The 18214-nt window shown below is 59.6% G+C and carries 18 protein-coding genes, 1 other RNA gene and 1 riboswitch; of the genes, 13 read left to right on the top strand and 6 right to left on the bottom strand.

Features of this window, described 5'->3' with window-relative positions; genetic code table 11:
- Positions 1-97 precede the first annotated feature (97 nt).
- On the top strand, positions 98-1978 hold the full coding sequence (locus QQL64_RS04150) for an RHS repeat-associated core domain-containing protein (RefSeq protein WP_425603867.1): 1881 nt from the start codon (positions 98-100) through the stop codon (positions 1976-1978).
- Positions 1979-1982: 4 nt separating this feature from the next.
- Positions 1983-2297 carry a DUF6968 family protein gene (locus QQL64_RS04155; RefSeq protein ID WP_284396133.1) on the top strand — a complete coding sequence of 105 codons (315 nt, stop codon included), beginning with the start codon at positions 1983-1985 and terminating at the stop codon, positions 2295-2297.
- A 216-nt stretch (positions 2298-2513) separates the two neighbouring features.
- Here QQL64_RS04155 and QQL64_RS04160 read toward each other — a convergent pair whose 3' ends face one another.
- Positions 2514-2783, bottom strand: a complete 270-nt coding sequence (locus tag QQL64_RS04160; protein WP_284396136.1) for a hypothetical protein — start codon at positions 2781-2783, stop codon at positions 2514-2516.
- A 798-nt stretch (positions 2784-3581) separates the two neighbouring features.
- Here QQL64_RS04160 and QQL64_RS04165 point away from each other — a divergent pair.
- On the top strand, positions 3582-4001 hold the full coding sequence (locus QQL64_RS04165; protein ID WP_284396139.1) for a hypothetical protein: 420 nt from the start codon (positions 3582-3584) through the stop codon (positions 3999-4001).
- A 179-nt stretch (positions 4002-4180) separates the two neighbouring features.
- On the opposite strand, the gene ssrA is transcribed toward QQL64_RS04165, so the two are convergent.
- Both ssrA and smpB read right to left on the bottom strand, forming a co-directional pair.
- Positions 4181-4532, bottom strand: a transfer-messenger RNA (tmRNA) gene (gene ssrA / locus QQL64_RS04170).
- 211 nt (positions 4533-4743) lie between these two features.
- Entirely contained in the window at positions 4744-5238 is a 495-nt protein-coding gene (smpB, locus tag QQL64_RS04175; RefSeq protein ID WP_284396142.1) for an SsrA-binding protein SmpB, read from the bottom strand.
- An 81-nt stretch (positions 5239-5319) separates the two neighbouring features.
- On the opposite strand from smpB, the gene QQL64_RS04180 reads away from it, so the two are divergent.
- A complete protein-coding gene (locus QQL64_RS04180; protein ID WP_284396143.1) occupies positions 5320-5751 on the top strand; it encodes a type II toxin-antitoxin system RatA family toxin in 432 nt (143 codons plus the stop codon).
- Positions 5744-6019, top strand: a complete 276-nt coding sequence (locus tag QQL64_RS04185; protein ID WP_284396144.1) for an RnfH family protein — start codon at positions 5744-5746, stop codon at positions 6017-6019. The genes QQL64_RS04180 and QQL64_RS04185 overlap by 8 nt, the downstream gene beginning before the upstream one ends.
- A gap of 8 nt (positions 6020-6027) precedes the next feature.
- Here QQL64_RS04185 and QQL64_RS04190 read toward each other — a convergent pair whose 3' ends face one another.
- The gene (locus QQL64_RS04190) at positions 6028-6507 is read right to left on the bottom strand and encodes an outer membrane protein assembly factor BamE (RefSeq protein WP_284396146.1); all 480 of its coding nucleotides are present in this window, start codon (positions 6505-6507) and stop codon (positions 6028-6030) included.
- 76 nt (positions 6508-6583) lie between these two features.
- On the opposite strand from QQL64_RS04190, the gene fur reads away from it, so the two are divergent.
- A complete protein-coding gene (gene fur, locus QQL64_RS04195) occupies positions 6584-6994 on the top strand; it encodes a ferric iron uptake transcriptional regulator (protein ID WP_284396149.1) in 411 nt (136 codons plus the stop codon).
- 335 nt (positions 6995-7329) lie between these two features.
- On the opposite strand, the gene QQL64_RS04200 is transcribed toward fur, so the two are convergent.
- A complete protein-coding gene (locus tag QQL64_RS04200) occupies positions 7330-8922 on the bottom strand; it encodes an MASE1 domain-containing sensor histidine kinase (protein WP_284396153.1) in 1593 nt (530 codons plus the stop codon).
- Between the two features lie 58 nt (positions 8923-8980).
- Between QQL64_RS04200 and QQL64_RS04205 the strand changes: the two genes are divergently transcribed.
- Positions 8981-9616: a response regulator transcription factor gene (locus QQL64_RS04205; RefSeq protein ID WP_284396155.1), complete on the top strand. Its 636-nt coding sequence runs from the start codon at positions 8981-8983 to the stop codon at positions 9614-9616.
- Here QQL64_RS04205 and recN read toward each other — a convergent pair.
- Positions 9596-11287: a DNA repair protein RecN gene (recN, locus tag QQL64_RS04210; RefSeq protein WP_284396156.1), complete on the bottom strand. Its 1692-nt coding sequence runs from the start codon at positions 11285-11287 to the stop codon at positions 9596-9598. The two genes, QQL64_RS04205 and recN, sit on opposite strands and share 21 nt — an antisense overlap.
- A gap of 152 nt (positions 11288-11439) precedes the next feature.
- On the opposite strand from recN, the gene hrcA reads away from it, so the two are divergent.
- The 6 genes from hrcA (at position 11440) to dapB (ending at position 17940) form a co-directional block, all read left to right on the top strand.
- Positions 11440-12498, top strand: a complete 1059-nt coding sequence (gene hrcA, locus QQL64_RS04215) for a heat-inducible transcriptional repressor HrcA (RefSeq protein WP_284396158.1) — start codon at positions 11440-11442, stop codon at positions 12496-12498.
- A gap of 82 nt (positions 12499-12580) precedes the next feature.
- The gene (grpE, locus tag QQL64_RS04220; protein ID WP_284396160.1) at positions 12581-13117 is read left to right on the top strand and encodes a nucleotide exchange factor GrpE; all 537 of its coding nucleotides are present in this window, start codon (positions 12581-12583) and stop codon (positions 13115-13117) included.
- A 121-nt stretch (positions 13118-13238) separates the two neighbouring features.
- Positions 13239-15173, top strand: a complete 1935-nt coding sequence (gene dnaK / locus QQL64_RS04225; RefSeq protein WP_284396166.1) for a molecular chaperone DnaK — start codon at positions 13239-13241, stop codon at positions 15171-15173.
- A gap of 62 nt (positions 15174-15235) precedes the next feature.
- Positions 15236-15814 (top strand): TMEM175 family protein, encoded by a 579-nt coding sequence (locus tag QQL64_RS04230; RefSeq protein ID WP_284396169.1) that lies wholly within the window; start codon positions 15236-15238, stop codon positions 15812-15814.
- Positions 15811-16938 (top strand): molecular chaperone DnaJ, encoded by a 1128-nt coding sequence (gene dnaJ, locus QQL64_RS04235; RefSeq protein ID WP_284396172.1) that lies wholly within the window; start codon positions 15811-15813, stop codon positions 16936-16938. The genes QQL64_RS04230 and dnaJ overlap by 4 nt, the downstream gene beginning before the upstream one ends.
- A 186-nt stretch (positions 16939-17124) precedes the next feature.
- A complete protein-coding gene (gene dapB, locus QQL64_RS04240; RefSeq protein ID WP_284396177.1) occupies positions 17125-17940 on the top strand; it encodes a 4-hydroxy-tetrahydrodipicolinate reductase in 816 nt (271 codons plus the stop codon).
- 41 nt (positions 17941-17981) lie between these two features.
- A riboswitch (yybP-ykoY riboswitch) is annotated at positions 17982-18123 on the top strand.
- The last annotated feature ends 91 nt before the right edge of the window (positions 18124-18214 follow it).

Raw genomic sequence — 18214 nt, forward strand, 5'->3', positions numbered from 1 at the left:
ACTAAGAAAAGCACTCTGACCCCTTTTTCTCTTTGCGTATCTGGGTTACGACCTGCAAAGTGTCACTGATGCGTTGAGCCGCACGACGAGCTATGTCGTGGACACGCTGGGTCGCCGCGTCGCCACTCGCGATCCGCTGGGTAACGTGACGCAAAGCCAATACGACACCAATGATCGCGTTACCGCGACAACAGATGCACTCAATCAGACGACTTCGCTCAGCTATGACGGTAACGGCAACCTGCTGACCGTGACCTTGCCCAATCAGGGCGTGATCACGAGCACCTACGACAACCGCAATCGACGCATCACGCGCACCGACGCGATGAACCAGAGCGAGTCGTGGACCTATGATGGGATGGGCAACGTACGCACGCATACAGATCGCAAAAATCAGGTGATGGATGTCAGCTACGACGCCTTGAACCGAAAGAGCCTGGTGTCCTACGCCGATGGCTCGGGCACGCAGGCCAATTACGATGCAGGGAACCGACTTACGAGCCTCGTGGACTCTATCTCCGGCACGATGAGCTGGAGTTACGATGGTTTGGATCGCGTTACCGCAACTACCACCCCGCAAGGCAGCATCAGCTACACCTACGATGCAGCGGGCCGGCGGACCGGTATGACGCCGGCGGCTCAAGCGGCGGCTACCTACACGTACGACAATGCTAATCGCTTAACGGCTATCGCGCAGGGTAGCGAGACCGTCCAGTTTGGCTACGACGTGGCAAATCGTCGAACCCTGCTGACGCTACCCAACGGTGTCACAGTTAACTATGGCTACGATAACGCCAACGAACTCACCGGACTAACTTACACGCAAGGAAATGGCGCTAGCCTAGGTACTCTGGCCTATGCTTACGATAACGATGGCCGGATAACCAGCAAGACCAACGGCATCACGACCGATGCGCAACCGACACCTACGGCGCAGGCCCCGTCCTTTGATCTCAATGACCGGGAAAACAACTTCAACGGGCAGACGTTGAATTACGACGCTGATGGCAATCTTACCTACGACGGCACCAACACCTACACGTGGAATGCCAGAAATCAGCTCATGCAGATCGTGCAGGGCAGTACGGTCGAGATGAGCTATACGTATGACGCGTTAGGCAGGCGTATCAGTAAAGCGGTGCAGGGTGGGACGCCGACGCAGTTTCTCTACGATGGCGACAACATCGCGCAGGAGACGCAAGGCAGCACGGTGAACCCGATCTTGATTGGCTTTGACGATGATGAACGCTACGCGCGCAACGATGTAACGGGGCGGGTCTACTTCCTAACGGATGCTCTGAATAGCACGATTGCATTGACCGACACGACGGGTGCGATCCGGCAGCAGTACAGCTATGACCCGTATGGCGATGTCACGCCAAGCGATACGACGACGGGCTTCACCAATCCCTACCAGTACACGGGCAGGGAGGCGGATACGGCTGGGCTGTACTATTACCGTGCTCGCTATTACAGCCCGATGATGGGTGGGTTCATCAGTGAAGATCCTGCCGGGTTTGGGGGTGGGCAGCTGAGCTTTTATGCCTACGCAGGCGGAGATCCAGTCGATCACTCAGATCCCAGCGGTTTAGGCCCCAAAGGTGCAGTAGTTGGTGCAGCCATTGGCGGGGTTGTCGGGAGTGTCGCTGGAGGGGTTGTGGGTGGCGTCGGCGGCGCCGTTGTGTGTAGTCCGAGTGGCCCAGGTGCTATTGCATGCGCAGGGGAAGGAGCATCTGTTGGTTCATCGGCAGTGGGCGGTGTTGGAGCGGGACTAGGTGCATTGTTGGGTAGCAAAATTGAGGATATATGCAAACCCGACGGCCCGAATTGTGAGAAGCAGGAAGCGGATGATGAGCAAATGTGTCGGACGGCAACGATGCCTGGCACAGGAGCAAGAGCTCGTTGTTGGGAGAGTGTGAAACATCGTTATTTCGCGTGCAAAAATGGGTTTCCAATTCCTCGATTGGTTATTTGGTGAATTTATGAATGGTCCGAAAATTATTGATCCTATCGCGCAGCGAAAGCTTACTTTTGGTCGGTCTTCCATAATTGTACAAATAGGTCGTCCTGAGATTAGCGAGGATGACTTCATGTGTGCGTACTCAATTTCGTCGGGCGGCCAAGAAAAGTTAGGTCATGCAATGGGCATGGATTCTGTTCAGGCTTTGCAGCTCGCGCTTGTTTCGATTGAAATTGATTTAAAAGCATTGGCGAGATCATCAGGTCAAGAAATTACTTGGTTAGAAGACACGCCAGGGAATACAGGCTTCTCAGCCTTGAACCTCGGCGGCAATTAAAATTAAGAAGAACTCATCGTCACTTGGTAACAGTTGATCTTGATCAGTGAAAAAAGGGGTCAGAGTGCTTTTATGCTTTCAAAAACGCACTCTGACCCCTTTTGTTTCTGAGTGTGGCGAATAAGATCACTCAATAAAAAACGCCCGGCAAGTTCATTGCCGGGCGTTTTGCTTTGTGGTGGCATCTATCAACTCAGCGCATGCGCTATCGGTAGATCACTCGATAACTTCCGCGATGCTTGCATGGTGCGCCGGTGGGCAGATTTCAGATAGCAGCTCTTCTGAGCAGGTTTCCATTTCCATGCTTCGTGTCGCCTCTTTCAATCTGACATTTTCGACATGCAGCCGATCACGGCTTGCTTCTACCCACTTACAGAGTGTGGCCAACATGTCGATGTGCAGTGCATGGACACCGTTGCTGACGTCATGGCGCCACGCTTTTGACAATGGAAGAAAGGGTGTCGGATGTCGTTGGCTGGTAGACATGTGAAAAGCAAAGCTCCCTTCGTAAGTACGGTTTTCTTCCGAGTCGTGTCACCAAATCGGTTTATCGTCATCAGGGAGCGGCGGTATGTCGTGCGCCACTAAGCGTTGTCTACGCTATGCACGTCATTAATGTGCAGCACACATCTGACATCCACGTTTCATAGGCCATCTTCTTGGAAAACTCAGCGCTCCCCTGCGGAAGGGTGGACACGTCGAGGGCGGCAGTCAATTGGAAAAGTCCTAAGAACAGCTGCATTTATGGGCGATGAGCAAAAGCAGGGATCAGAGTGCGCTTTTGTCATATAACTTTGCGCGAACTGAAACAAAAGGTCAGGGTCACCTCCAAGTACGACCCAGACCGTTACTTCAGTGGCCGGTGACCCAGCCATCCCCAATTTGCTCGAAGCGCACATGCGCTGCTTCGGTAGAGCCCGCACTCATTTCCATAAGCGTTTCGACACCTTTTAGCGCGAGTGTTAGCGAGCGAGTGTCGACGCACGGTGAAAGCTGTAGTGCATTCCGCATGAGATGGACGATGCCATGAGCAAAAAGGGGTCAGAGCCCTTTTCTAGGTCAGCCTTGTGGTCGTGGAAAAGGGCTTCGACCCCTTTTCTATAACGCAGACACCATAGTGGATGCGGCGCACCAGCTGAACGATCCACTTGTCGCGGAGGTCCCACAAGAAAAGGGGTCAGAGTGCTTTTTTGCGTTCAAAAAAGCACTCTGACCCCTTTTATTTGCGTCTGCATTTCAATTAAATACAGATAGTGGCGGCCAATCAGTTGAGTGTTAAGCGTTATGGAAAAAGTTTACACAGTCTGGGATTACCATGACGGCCCGAGAACGGGGATCGCAGACTATCGTGGTCGACCACACTATTACTCTTGCCAATTCGATCAGTCTGCTGATGAATACGGGAACACGTACGCGCTGTTTCCTATCGACGCAAATACATTTGCCCTAGCTTTAGAGCAATGGGCGATTTGGCAAGCCTGGGAAATCGCATTCCATTCCGGCCAAGTATCGACAGAGTCTCATCCCGGTAATGACGGCCGAGATTCTCGATGCGACGAATTAAAAAGACTTTTACAACATCGCTTGGAAGCACTGCCGGCCTCAAATATTCATGTTTATGCAAGGTTTCATTCGAGCCCTCAAGGGGCGACAGAGATTGGTCCCATGGAAAAGTTTTTCGTCGGATGGTCAGATGCCGACTGATAATTTGAGGCCAAATCGCTCTGGCCTCGTAAAGTCTGCAGCACATAGCGGACGATGAATGGTGAAAATATGAAAAAGGGGTCATATGAAAAAGGGGTCTATGAAAAAGGGGTCAGAGTACTTTTTATTTTTAGGCCAAACAAAACGCCCGACGATTTCTCGCCGGGCGTTTGCTTTATTGGTGGAGGTGGCGGGAGTCGAACCCGCGTCCGAAGGCGCTTGACGCCCGGTACTACATGCTTAGCGCACCGTTAGATCTCATCCCTCGACAGCACGATGTGCGAAGCGCATCGAGGGACCAGCCCGCTTGATTTAACCCTGGCCGGCAGGCGGCAGCTTTGGGCGATCCCGTGATAATGACCCTACATCCACTAGCACAGGCACACGTGGGTTCGGGGCTAGGCCTTAAGCGGCCAGAGCGTAGTTGTCGTCGTTGGCAACTATAAGTTTGCGGCTGGTTTAACGAGGAAAGCTGCCCCCTCGGCATGCACCAAGCTATCTCACTACCCCCGTCGAAGCCAGAACACCCCCGGGGAAAAACTAAGATGGCTTAAGCGAATTAATTATACACGCTTGGTTTGTTTTAATGATTAATGGGGGAGGTGATGGAAGCGGCGATGATGATATGTGGTGCCGAGGATTGATATCGCGCGCTGATCGTACCCTCACCCCAACCCCTCTTCCTCGCTCCTCAAAGCGAGGCCATCCATGGCCTCTCTCCGCGTCCATAGGGAGAGGGGCTTTAAGCGTCGCGGTTGTGTGAGCGCATGGTGCGCTGTTTTTCCATCTGCCAGTCGCGTTCTTTCTCGGCGTTGCGCTTGTCGTGTTCCTGCTTGCCGCGCGCCAGGCCGATTTCCACTTTCACCTTGTTGCCTTTCCAGTACATGGCGATAGGCACGAGGGTGTAGCCCTTGCGCTCGACGGCACCGATCAGCTGGTCGATTTCCTGTTTGTGCAGCAGCAGTTTGCGGGTGCGACGGTCTACCGCGACCACGTGGGTGGAGGCGCTGATGAGCGGCGGGATGGAGGTACCGATAAGGAAGATCTCTCCCTTCAGGACCACGGCGTAACCGTCGCCGAAGTTGATCCGGCCGGCACGCAATGCCTTCAACTCCCAGCCTTGCAAGGCGATGCCCGCCTCGTAGCGCTGGTCGATGTGGTATTCGTGCCGGGCGCGCTTGTTGAGCGCGATCGTGCCGCCGGCGCTTTTCTTTTCCTTGTCCTTCGCTTTTGCCATGTCCGTTAAACTTCGGGCTTGTTGCCCACTGCAGGTTTGACCGTATGCGGGCCGAACCTGGAATCAAGTAAAGAGGCTGCCGTGATCGAAATCCGCCGCAGCGCCCTGGTGAAGTACTCTCCGGCGCAAATGTTCGACCTGGTCAATGAGGTGGAAGCATACCCAAAGCGCTTCGCTTGGTGTGCCAACGCCGAGGTGATCGAGCGTGGAGAGAACATGCTGGTGGCGAGGCTCGATCTCAAGTTCGCCGGTTTCCATCACAGTTTTACGACCCGCAACATCATCGATCGTCCGCGGCGCTTGCAGGTGAGCCTGGTGAATGGGCCGTTCCGCAGCCTGGATGGTTTCTGGGATTTCATCCCGCTGGGAACGGACGGTTGCAAGGTCGCCCTGGAGCTGGATTTCGATTACGCCGGACGCCTGGGGGGCGCGGCCATCAAGCTCGGTTTCCAGGGATTGGCCAACCGCATGGTCGATGACTTCTGCCGTGAGGCGGAGCACGTCTATGGCTGATCGCATCACCGTGGAGGTGGTGTGTGCCACGGCAGAAAGGCAGTTGCTGCGTAAGGTGACGTTGGCCGCCGGCAGTTCGGTGATCCAGGCGGTGGAGCAGTCGGGCATTCTGCAGGAGATGCCGGAAGTTGCCTTCGATCCGTCGCGCCTGGGTATCTTTTCCCGTCGCGTGACTCCAGACGAAACGCTGCGGGATGGCGACCGGGTGGAAATCTACCGGTCGCTTACGCTGGATCCGAAAGACGCACGCCGACGTCGCGCGCGCTAAACGAGCGCTTAGTTCTTCGAGTTCGAATCGTCGCCGCCGCTGCTGCTATCGCCACTACCGCTGTCGCCGCCTGCGTTGGTGTTCTTGTCGCCGGAGGTGTCGTTGACGTTGTAGTTGGTCTTGTACTTGTTGCTTTCTTTGACCAGCTTCAACGAGTCTTGCATGTAGAGCGAACCTTCGGTGCGCACCAGCGTGTCGTTGTTGAAGAACAGGCTCATCGTGTTCACGGTCATCTTCTCGCCACGATGCGAGTAGGTGGACACATAGTCCCAGCGATTCTGGTCGAACGGCGAGGCGACGGACGGCGTGCCCATCAGCACCAGCACCTGGCGCTTGGTCAGACCCGGTTTCAGCTGATCGGCAAGGTTCTTGTCGATGGTCTTGTCGAACAGATTGCCCTGGGCCACGTCGGGGGTGTACACGATATGGCAGCCGGCCAGAGAAATTGCCAGCGTGGCGAAGCCCAGCGTGCGAATCAGCTTTTGCATTCGTATTGCGTCCGGATCGTGAAGGTATCGGATGATACACTAATGGCTTGATTCCACCGTGTACCAGGAGCTTGCGATGGAACAGGAAACCCAGGAACTCCGTAAGGCCGGGCTGAAAGTCACCCATCCTCGGATGCGCATTCTGCAGATCTTCGAGGAAGACGGGGCCCGGCATCTCACCGCCGAAGACGTCTACAAGAAGCTGCTGGCCCACCAGGAAGATATCGGCCTGGCCACCGTGTATCGGGTGCTGACCCAGTTCGAGGCCGCCGGCATCCTCAGCAAACACAATTTCGAGGGCGGGCAGGCGGTTTATGAACTGGATCGCGGCCAGCACCACGACCACATGATTGATGTGGACAGCGGAAAGGTGATCGAGTTCGTCAGCGAGGAGATCGAGCGCCTGCAGCGCGAGATCGCCGCCCGGCACGGTTACGACATTCAGGATCACAGCCTGGTGCTGTACGTGCGCCCCAAGCGCAAATAACCTGCAAATAACCAGCGACTCGGGCGTCTGCGGGGCGCTTCGCCCCTGTGACGGCGCCTGGCGGCGCCAAACCCCAGCCATAAAAAAAGCCGCGGGAGGACTCCTGTCCACCCAGCGGCTTACCGTTGTCTCTTGACCTGCCGCGTTTCCGAGTTGCTCGAGATACGCGCGTTTGTCCAGACTCCGGCGGAATGGCTTCCTGCCATTCTTCGGGCCCGCCGTCCCCACGGCTGACCCGCGCTCACCATCTTGCGATGGCGGCTCCCCCACATCGATTGAACGATCCTAACGAAGCTTTTACGTCGCTGGTATTGGAAAATTTCCTAGTTACAGTGTCACAAGTCACTGGATTCACGGCGAGAAATGCTGCTTCGCAGCAAAATTCGCAGATGTACGCCATTCTGATCGGGGCGCAGACGGAACAGGCCGCCTAGCGATGTCACGCGATCGCGCATGCCCTGCAATCCGCGTCCGCCGCGTGGAACGCGCTCTGGTAAGCCGACGCCGTTATCGCGAATGTCCAGCAATGCGAGAGCGTTGCCGGCGCGTTCGCCGATGCGCAAACGCAGACGGAACTCGCTGGCCTGGGCATGTTTGACGGCGTTGGTCGCGCTTTCCTGGGCGAGTCGATAGATGGCGGTGCGAATGTCTTCTTCGAGCAGGCGAGGATCGCCGTGCAGTTCGGTGTGATAGGCCATGCCGGCGGTGCCCATCAGATCGCGGATGGGGCCTTCGTCCAGCGCACGCATCAGGCCGAATTCGTCGAGCACGGCGGGGCGCAGGTCATCCAGCAAGCGATGCAGTGCGCGACGCATGTGGGTGAGGATGCTGTTGATCGACGTACCGATATCTTCCAGGCCAGCCTGTTGCAGGCGGCTTTGTGCAAGTTTGACGTGAGTCTGGATGGCGGTGAGGTTCTGGCCCAATTCGTCGTGCAGTTCGGCGGCCATATGGCGGCGCTGATTTTCTTCTGCCTGCATATTGCCGCGTGCGGCATCGCGTAACTGGCGTGCCAGATGATCCAGCCGCCGGTTCACGGCCGCGAGATATACGTTCTGTTCCGCGACGCGTGCACTGCTGCGGCGAAGCGCATCCGTAGCCGAACCGAGCATCAGCGCGCCGGTGCCGGCCACTGCCAGGAACATATGCGAAGAGGCCGTCGGTACCGCATGCGTGAACACGCGATCGACCAGCGCCATGCCGAGGCTCGATACGAGCATGGACAGGCTGGCACCGCGCCAGCCGTGACGAAACGCGAAGAACAACACCGGCGCCAGCGACAGCACACGTGCGAACTCGCGTTGCGGTGCAGCCTGCTCGGTAAGGATCAGCAGAATGACTAGGGCGGGCAGCATCACCAGCAAGCCATCCATCAATAGCTCGGACATCTCCTGCTTCGATGGGCGCGCGCGCCATAGCAAGATCAAGGGCGGCACCAGCAACAGCAAACCCACGTAGTTGCCCAGCAGTTCATCGCCCAGTGCGTGCAGCAGTCCGGTAGGTGGGAGCTGATGGATCAACGCCATCACCAGCGCATCCGTAGCGGTGGCTGCCATGACCGTGAAACCCGCGGAAAGCAGGAGTCGCGAGACTTCCTCCGGATCGCGCAAGCTCGGCCGCAGATGCGCTCGGCGCAGCAAGCCCAGGCACAAAGCCACGACAATCGGCTGCGGCAAATCGCCGTAGACAAAGACCTGCCAGCCGAGCGAGTAGCCGTGCAGGTAGTCGATCAACCCGGCGGCGAGCAACTCGCCGCCGATCAGCCAGCCCCAATAGCGCAGCGGCGAAAGCAACAAGACGCCGAAGCGGAGACCGAATTGCAGGGTCCAGTCCGGTTGCGCCGTGGGCCACAGCAGGGCCCAGAGCAGGGCATAACCAAGGCCGATGAGGGGGCCGGAAGTGAAGCTCAGGATGGGTTTCAATCGCATGTGCGGATGGTACACGGCACCCGCTTCCGTCCGCCGTGCGGACTGATACAGTGCACCCATGCACAGTATTGTTTTGGTCGACGATCACGCCATCGTCCGCGAGGGTTTCAAGCGGCTTATCGAAATGGAACCCGACCTCGAGGTGGTAGCCGAGTGCCGCAATGCCGACGATGCGGTCGAGGCTATCAGCCAGCGGCGTCCGGATTTGGTAGCGCTCGACCTTTCGCTGCCCGATGGTAGCGGCCTGCCGTTGATCGAACATTTGCGCAGCGTAGCCACCGGCACGCGCATCGTGGTGTTGAGCATGCACGACGGCGAGCCCTACGTATCGGAGGCACTGCGGCGCGGCGCCAGCGGTTATGTCACCAAAGGGGCGGCGCCGGAGGAATTAGTGGCGGGGCTGCGTGCGGTGATGCGTGGCGAGCAGTTTCTCAGCTCCGACCTTCGCCAGCGGCGTGCCGAACGTCCGAACGATACGTTGGATCCGATCGATCGCCTGACGGCGCGCGAGCGCGAAGTGTTTCTGCTGCTGGCCGCAGGGCGGGCACCCAAACAGGTGGCCGCCGAACTGGGTATCGGCCAGAAGACGGTCTACATCCACCGCGCCAGCCTGATGGGAAAATTGGGTGCCGGTTCGGAACTGGATTTGTATCGCATCGCCAGCGAGCGAGGCTTACTGCGAAGCCACACCTGAGGCAGTCTGCGCCCGTTCCAGCATCTGCTTGGCGTGCGCCTTGGTTTCGCGCGTGATCTCCACGCCACCCAGCATGCGGGCCAGTTCGTCACGGCGACCTTCGGTATTCAAAGAGTCGATGCGCGTATGCGTCGAATCGCCATCGCTGTGCTTGCTGACCCGAAGATGCGCGTGACCCTGCGCAGCGACTTGCGGCAGATGCGTCACGCACAACACCTGACAGCGTGTACCCAGCGCGCGGAGTTTCTGGCCGACCACTTCGGCGACGGCACCGCCGATGCCGCTATCGACTTCGTCGAAGACCATGCAGCCGATCGTATCTTTGCCCAAGGTGGCGACTTCGATCGCGAGACTGATGCGCGCCAGCTCGCCGCCGGAGGCGACCTTGCGTAGTGGTCGCGGCGGTTGGCCGGGGTTGGCGCTTACCAGCAATTCGCAACGCTCGCGTCCCTGTGGGTCTGGATCGTTGCTTTCGGCGGGTTCGAGTGCGACCTGCAGCACGCCGCCTGCCATGCCCAACTCGGACATGAGCGTGCTTACTTCCTTGCCCAGTCGCTTGGCGGCGGTGATGCGGGCCTTGCTCAGTGCGTCGGCGGCTTTGGTGTAATCGCGTTGCAGCTGGTCGCGTTGTGCGCCGAGCCGTTCGAGTGCCTCGCCGGCATTTTCCAGTTCGGTCAGTTCTGTCTGCAGAGCCGCGCGTTTGTCATCGAGTTCGGCGGCGGGGAGGCGATGCTTGCGGGAAAGCTCATGCAGGCGCGCGAGATGAGTGTCGACTTCCGCGTAGCGTTCGGGATCGAGATCGACGTCTTGCGCATAACGGCCTAGCCCATCGACGGCTTCGTTGAGCTGGATCTGCGCGTTGTCGAGCAGCTCCAGCATCGGTGCGAGCCGATCATCGAGGGTGCTGAGTCGGCTCAATTCCGCATGTGCGCGACCGAGCGACTGGCGCAGCGCGAATTCGCTGTCGCCATCGAGCAGTTCCACCACGCCGGTGATGCCTTCGGTGAGCTTACTGGCGTTGGCCAGGCGCTTGTGACTGGCCTCCAGTTCCGCCAACTGCGCGGGCGGCAGCGCCCACTTTTCCAGTTCGGCCAGTTCGTGACGCAGCAATCCAAGGCGGTGATCGCGATCTTCGCCGCCGCTGAGTTTGCGGATGCGTGCGCCCAACTCGCGCCATTGCAGGGCGCAATCGCGCACCGAGGCGACGCGAGCTTCGTTCTCGGCGTAGGCATCGAGCAGGTTTAACTGATGCGCGCGTTCCAGCAATGCCTGGTGTTCGTGCTGACCGTGGATCTCGACCAGCAGCGCCGCCAGATCGCCCATCTGGCCGATGGTGGCGGGGCGGCCGTTGATCCACGCACGCGAATTGCCTTCGGCGCGAATCACTCGACGCAGCTGGCAGGCGCCGTCTTCGTCCAGTTCCTCCTGCTTCAGCCAATCGCTCGCTTCTGGCAGATCCGTGAGGTCGAACTCGGCCACCAGTTCGGCCCGGTCGCTGCCGGCGCGTACGATATTGCTGTCGGCGCGGGCGCCCGCCAGTAGCATCAAGGCATCGACCAGCAACGATTTGCCGGCGCCGGTTTCGCCGCTGACCACGGTCAACCCGTGACCAAAGGCAATATCGGCTTCTTCGACGACGGCAAGGTGGCGGACGTAGAGGGAAGTGAGCATGGAGGAGGGCGGCAGTGGTTCGGCGGATTGTAAGGGTGTGGGCGAGCGGTTGAGTAGCGAATCGCGATGGGTGCGATGATGATCGCCAGGCTTTCTTGCATTCTCCCCCGTCAAACCTTATTTCTTTAGCGTCTCACGGATTGCCACAGCGCATGCCCAGCAACCATCACAGCCATGAACTCGATATCCGCGCGCGGCGCCTGCTGCGTACGTTGATCGCGCAATATCTGGTCGATGGCGAGCCGGTGGGGTCGCGCACGCTTTCGCGTTCCTCCGGGCTGGATGTGAGCCCGGCGACCATCCGCAACATCATGGCGGACCTGGAAGAGGCCGGGCTGGTTGCCTCGCCCCATACCTCGGCGGGGCGTATCCCTACGCCGCGTGGGCTGCGCCTGTTCGTCGACAGCCTGATCGAACTGCAGCCGGTACCGCGCGATGAAATGGTGCGGTTGCAGCGTGAGCTGCCGCCTGGACCGGCAACCGTGCGCGATCTGGTCGGCAATGCTTCGGCACTGCTGTCGGCAATGACGCATTTTGCCGGCGTGGTCACGGTGCCGCGCCAGACCGACTTCCCGTTGCGCCATATCGATTTTGTCGCGCTGCCCGATGCACGCGTGCTGGTGATTCTGGTTTTCTCGGACAACCAGGTGCAGAACCGCGTGATTCAGCTGGCCAAACCGCTGGATGGCCGCGAGCTGGAACAGGCTGCCAACTACATCAACGAACACTTCGTGGGTTTGCGTGTGGACGACATTCGCGCGCATTTGCTGCGTGAATTGCGCGAAGCCAGCAGTGAACTGCATCGTTTGCTGTCCAGCGCGGTGGAATTGGCCGCGGCGTCTTTCGCGCCCCAGGGCGAGGATGTGCTGGTCAGCGGCCAGATCAACCTCATGGCCTATTCGGAGCTGGCCAATCTGGACCGCCTGCGCGAGCTGTTCGAGGCCTTCCAGAAGAAAAACGAGCTGCTGCAGCTGATGGAAATCTGCGCCAAGGCACCCGGCGTGCGACTATTCATCGGTGAGGAGTCGGGTTTCGCTGCCCTGGATGGCTGCAGTGTGGTGACCGCCAGTTATGGTGCCCAGGGCAGGTTGCTGGGTGCTGTGGGGGTCATCGGCCCCACCAGGATGGCGTACGAACGGGTCATTCCCGTGGTGCAGGCCACTGCGGGGCTGCTCAGCGAAGCCTTGAATCGCGCCGCTACGGCCCTATAAACGCCTCGGGAGGCGGGGTTTACCCGCAATTTTTCGATGGTCGGTACCGCGTACCGGCCCAAGATGATGTTTGGAGTCTTTCATGCATAACAGCGATTCGCAGCCGCCGAACGGAACGCCGGAGAGTGGCGAACTAGGCGCGTCCTCAAACGCCGAGTTCGAGGCACTCAAGGCCAGGGTGGCCGAACTGGAAGCGAACAACAACGAGCTGCGCGAGATCGTGCTGCGCGAAAAGGCCGAGCTGGAAAACCAGCGCCGCCGTTTGCACCGCGATCTGGAGCAGGCCCGCCGCTTCGCCAACGAGAAGCTGCTCAACGACCTGCTGCCGATCTATGACGGCCTGGAGCGCGGTTTATCGGTAGAAGGCGGCGATGTGGCCGCGGTGCGCGAAGGCATCAACCTCACTTTGAAGGAATTGCTGCGCATCGCCGGTAACAACGGCTTGGTGCAGGTCGATCCGCTCGACCAGCCGCTCGATCCGGAGCGTCATCACGCCGTGAGCATGGTCGAGGCACCGGGCAAAGCGCCGGGCACCGTGGTGACCGTGCTGCAGAAAGGCTATGTGTTGAACGATCGATTGCTGCGCCCGGCACTGGTCGCCGTGGCCAAGGACGACTGAACGGCGGCAGCAATTTCAACACTGCAGGGTTCAGCTGTCATTGAAGCACGTGCGGCAGAACCCCATCTGACAACCATTCGCGGCCGAGGGGCCGCTCGCGAGATTTCCGGAGCACACACACATGGGCAAGATCATCGGCATCGACCTGGGCACGACCAACTCGTGCGTCGCCATCATGGATGGCAGTACCACCAAAGTGATCGAGAACGCGGAGGGTGATCGCACCACACCGTCCATCGTCGCCTTCACCAAGGACGGCGAAGTGCTGGTCGGTGCGCCCGCCAAGCGCCAGAGCGTCACCAATCCCAAGAACACCTTCTACGCGGTGAAGCGCCTGATCGGCCGCAAGTTCACCGACGCTGAAGTGCAGAAAGACCTGCACATCGTGCCTTACGGCATCGTCGCGCATGAGAACGGCGACGCGTGGGTGCAGACCGCCGACGGCAAGAAGATGGCGCCGCAGGAAATCTCTGCGAAAGTGCTGATGAAGATGAAGAAGACCGCCGAGGACTACCTTGGTGAGACGGTCACGGAAGCGGTGATCACCGTGCCGGCCTACTTCAACGACAGCCAGCGCCAGGCGACCAAGGACGCCGGCCGCATTGCCGGTCTCGACGTCAAGCGCATCATCAATGAGCCGACCGCGGCCGCGCTGGCCTACGGCATGGACAAGAAGGGCGGCGACCGCAAGATCGCCGTGTACGACCTCGGCGGCGGCACCTTCGACGTGTCGATCATCGAGATCGCGGAAGTCGACGGCGAGAAGCAGTTCGAAGTGCTGGCCACCAACGGCGACACCTTCCTCGGTGGCGAAGACTTCGACATGCGCGTCATCGATTACCTGATCGAGGAATTCAAGAAGGACCAGGGCATCGACCTGCGCAAGGATCCGCTGGCGCTGCAGCGCCTGAAGGATGCGGCCGAGCGCGCCAAGATCGAGCTGTCGTCGTCGCATCAGACCGAAGTGAACCTGCCGTACGTCACGGCCGATGCTTCCGGTCCGAAGCATCTGAACATCAAGCTCACCCGCGCCAAGCTCGAAGCGCTGGTGGAAGACCTGGTCAAGCGCACCATCGATCCGTGCCGCACGGCGCTCAATGACGCTGGCCTGCGCGTGTCCGACATCGACGAAGTGATCCTGGTCGGCGGTCAGACCCGCATGCCGAAAGTGCAGGAGTCGGTGAAGGATTTCTTCGGCAAGGAGCCGCGCAAGGACGTTAACCCGGACGAAGCCGTCGCTGTCGGCGCGGCGATCCAGGGTGGTGTGCTTGGTGGTTCGGTGAAGGACGTGCTGCTGCTCGACGTGACCCCGCTGTCGCTCGGTATCGAGACCATGGGCGGCGTGATGACCAAGCTGATCGAGAAGAACACCACGGTGCCGACCAAGGCTTCGCAGGTGTTCTCCACGGCCGACGACAATCAGACCGCGGTTACCGTGCACGTGCTGCAGGGTGAGCGCGAGCGCGCCAATGCGAACAAGTCGCTGGGCAAGTTCGACCTCACCGGTATCGATGCTGCGCCGCGCGGCATGCCGCAGATCGAAGTGACCTTCGACATCGACGCCAACGGCATCCTGCACGTGTCGGCCAAGGACAAGAAGACCGGCAAGGAACAGAAGATCGAGATCAAGGCCGGCTCGGGCCTGACCGACGCTGAAATCCAGCGCATGGTCGCCGATGCCGAAGCCAACAAGGAAGAGGACAAGAAGTTCCACGAGCTGGTCAGCACGCGCAACAAGGCCGATCAGCTGGTGCACGCTACGCGTAGCGCGCTGAAGGAACACGGCGGCAAGGTGCCGGGCGATCAGCTGAGCTCGATCGAGGGTGCGTTGTCCGATCTGGAAAAGGTCAAGGACAGCGACGACAAGGCAGCCATCGAGTCGAAGATCCAGAAACTGGAACAGGTCGCGCAGTCGCTGTACGCCGCCGCTCAAGGTGGCGGTGCGGCGGATGCCGGCGCGCAGCAGCACGGTCCGGGACCGGGCGGCTCCGCGCAGCCGGACGACGTGGTCGACGCCGAGTTCACCGAAGTGAAGAACGATGGCAAGTCGGCTTGATAACGCCTGCTGATTGAAGACGAGCGCCTTTCGGGGCGCTTCGTCGTCTTTGGAGGGGAGCGATGGACAAGGGGCGGCTTGAAGCCTTCAGCGATGGCGTGCTGGCCATCATCATTACCATCATGGTGCTGGAACTGAAGGTGCCGCACGGCGACAGCTGGGATGTCCTGCTTCCGCAATGGCCGGTGTTCCTGAGCTACGTAATGAGCTTCATCTACGTGGGCATCTACTGGAATAACCACCACCATCTCCTGCATGCTTCCGAACGGGTCAGCGGCGGCGTGCTTTGGGCGAACCTCCATCTGTTGTTCTGGCTGTCGCTGATGCCGGTGGCGACGGGCTGGATAGGTGAGAACCACTTCGCGCAGCTTCCGGTGGCGTTGTATGGCGTAGTGCTGCTGATGTGCGCGCTGGCATGGCAGCCACTGCAGCACAGCCTGATCTCGGCCAATGGCGGGAAATCGTCCTTGCTGGCACAAGCGATCGGTAGCGACTGGAAAGGCAAGGTCGCCGCCACTATGTACTTGGTTGGCATCCTGCTGGCGTTCGTGGCGCCGTGGGTGTCGTGTTTACTTTATGCCACGGTGGCTGCGATCTGGTTCATTCCCGATCGGCGCATCGAATCGCGGATCAAGCAATGAGCAAGCGTGACTATTACGAAATTCTGGGTGTCGAACGTTCGGTTACCGAGGCGGACCTAAAGAAATCGTTCCGCCGGTTGGCGATGAAATTCCATCCTGACCGCTGCCCGGACGATCCGCACGCACAGGAAAAATTCAAGGAAGCCAAGGAAGCCTACGAGGTATTGGCCGATCCGCAGAAGCGTTCGATGTACGACCAGTACGGTCACGCCGCGTTTGAAGGCGGCATGGGCGGTCGCGGCAATGGCGCCGGCTTCGGCGACATGGGCGATATCTTCGGCGACATTTTCGGCGACATCTTTGGTGGCGGCGGTGGTCGCGGACGGCAGCGTCGCGGCGCCGATCTGCGCTACATCATGGAGCTGGATCTCGAAGAAGCGGTGTTCGGCATCGAGAAGAAGTTCGACATTCCGACCCAGGTACTTTGCCACCACTGCAACGGCAGCGGTTCGGACGACGGCAAGACCGTGCAATGCAAAACCTGCCACGGGCATGGCCGGGTACGCATGCAGAACGGTATTTTCTCGATCCAGCAGACCTGCCCGCATTGCGGCGGCAATGGTCGTGCGATCGAGAAGCCGTGCAAGCAATGCCACGGCGACGGGCGCCTGGAAGAAACGCGCACGTTGTCGGTGCGTATTCCCGCCGGCGTCGACAATGGCGATCGCATCCGCTTGACGGGGCAGGGCGAAGCGGGCCCGGCCGGCACCGAAGCTGGTGATCTTTACGTGGAAGTGCATGTGCGCGAGCACGCGATCTTCCAGCGTGAAGGCAACAACCTGTTCTGCGAACTGCCGATTCGTTTCTCGCAAGCTGCCTTGGGTGCGGAGCTGCATGTGCCGACGCTGGAAGGCGAAGTGCCCATCGTGATTCCGCCCGAGACGCAGACCGGACAACAGTTCAATTTGCGCGGACGTGGCGTGAAATCCGTACGCGGTGGTCGCGCCGGCGATCTCATCTGCCGTGTCGTGGTGGAGACGCCGGTGCGGCTTACCCAAGAGCAGCGCGACCTGCTGGAGAAGCTGGAGGCGACCTTCGCTGACGACGACACCGACCAGCACACACCACGCGCCAAGACCTGGGTGGACGGCGTCAAGCAGTTCTGGTCGCGCGTTACTTCTTAGAGGCACGGCTCTTTGCATTTGCCTCCTCTCCCCTCCGGGGAGAGGATTGAGGTGAGGGGATAATCTAGCGATTGAGCTACATTGAAGCGGGCTTCGCATTCACTTCTTCGCAAGATTGGCCCCTCACCCCCAGCCCTCTCCCCGAAGGGGAGAGGGAGTTAAGCGTGATGATTGAGGAACATTCGCATGACGCAGGCAATCCGCCTTGCTATCAATGGCGCTTCCGGTCGCATGGGACGCACGCTGCTCGCGCTGGTACGCGAAGACCGGCGTTTTGAACTTGTGCATGCCGTCGTCGCTGCAGGCTCGGAACACGACGGTATGCCGGTGTATGGCGAGCTTCCCACGTCGTTGCGTTATGCCCGCGATTGGGATGCCGCTCCCGCAGTGGATGTCGTGGTCGACTTCAGCGGACCTGACGGGCTTTCTGCTGCATTGACCTATTGCATGGAACACGGTGTTGCACTGGTCACCGGCACCACAGGCATTGATGCTGCGCTCGATGCGCGGCTCGGTAGCGCCGGTCAACGTATCGCGGTGCTGCGTGCAGCGAATTTCAGCCTCGGCGTCGCTGTATTGACCCGCCTGCTGCGCGAAGCGGCGGCAGCGTTGCCAGATTGGGATCTGGAAATCGTCGAGGCCCATCATGGCCGCAAAGAGGATGCACCCTCCGGCACCGCGTTGGCGCTGGGACATGCTGCTGCTTCAGCACGTCATACCACGTTGGAAAAGGATGGCGTGTATGTGCGTGAAGGTCGTCCCGGTGCACGTCGCAGCGGCAGCATAGGTTTTGCCGTGGTGCGTGGTGGTGATGTGGTGGGTGAACACACGGCACTGTTGCTCGGTCAGGGCGAACGCGTCGAACTGAGCCATCGCGCGACGGATCGTTCCATCTTCGCGCGCGGCGCGCTTGAAGCGGCGGCATGGCTGGCCGGGCATAAGCCCGGTACCTACGACATCGATGATTTGCTGCAAACACGCCAAGCAAAGGCAGCCGGATAGCCTTCCGGTTGTCCGTTGCCATGGAGGCTTGTACCATCCCCCACGTTGTCATTGGGGAGTAGCCATCCTCGCCGCAGAAAGCCGCCAGGCTTTCATGCCCCGAGGAATCCGCGTCAACATACTTGAAGCTTCGCGCTTCATGGCGCGGATGGTTATCGCAGACGCTTAAGCCTGCGATGGTCCGGCGAGACCTTTGGCCACGACACGACTCACCCGGCCGGGCGAGCTTCGTGCGTGCGCCATCGGTTTTCGCTCGCCCGGCCCGGAATCTTCC

It is taken from the genome of Dyella lipolytica, from assembly GCF_030160075.1.
Taxonomy (GTDB): domain Bacteria; phylum Pseudomonadota; class Gammaproteobacteria; order Xanthomonadales; family Rhodanobacteraceae; genus Dyella_B; species Dyella_B lipolytica.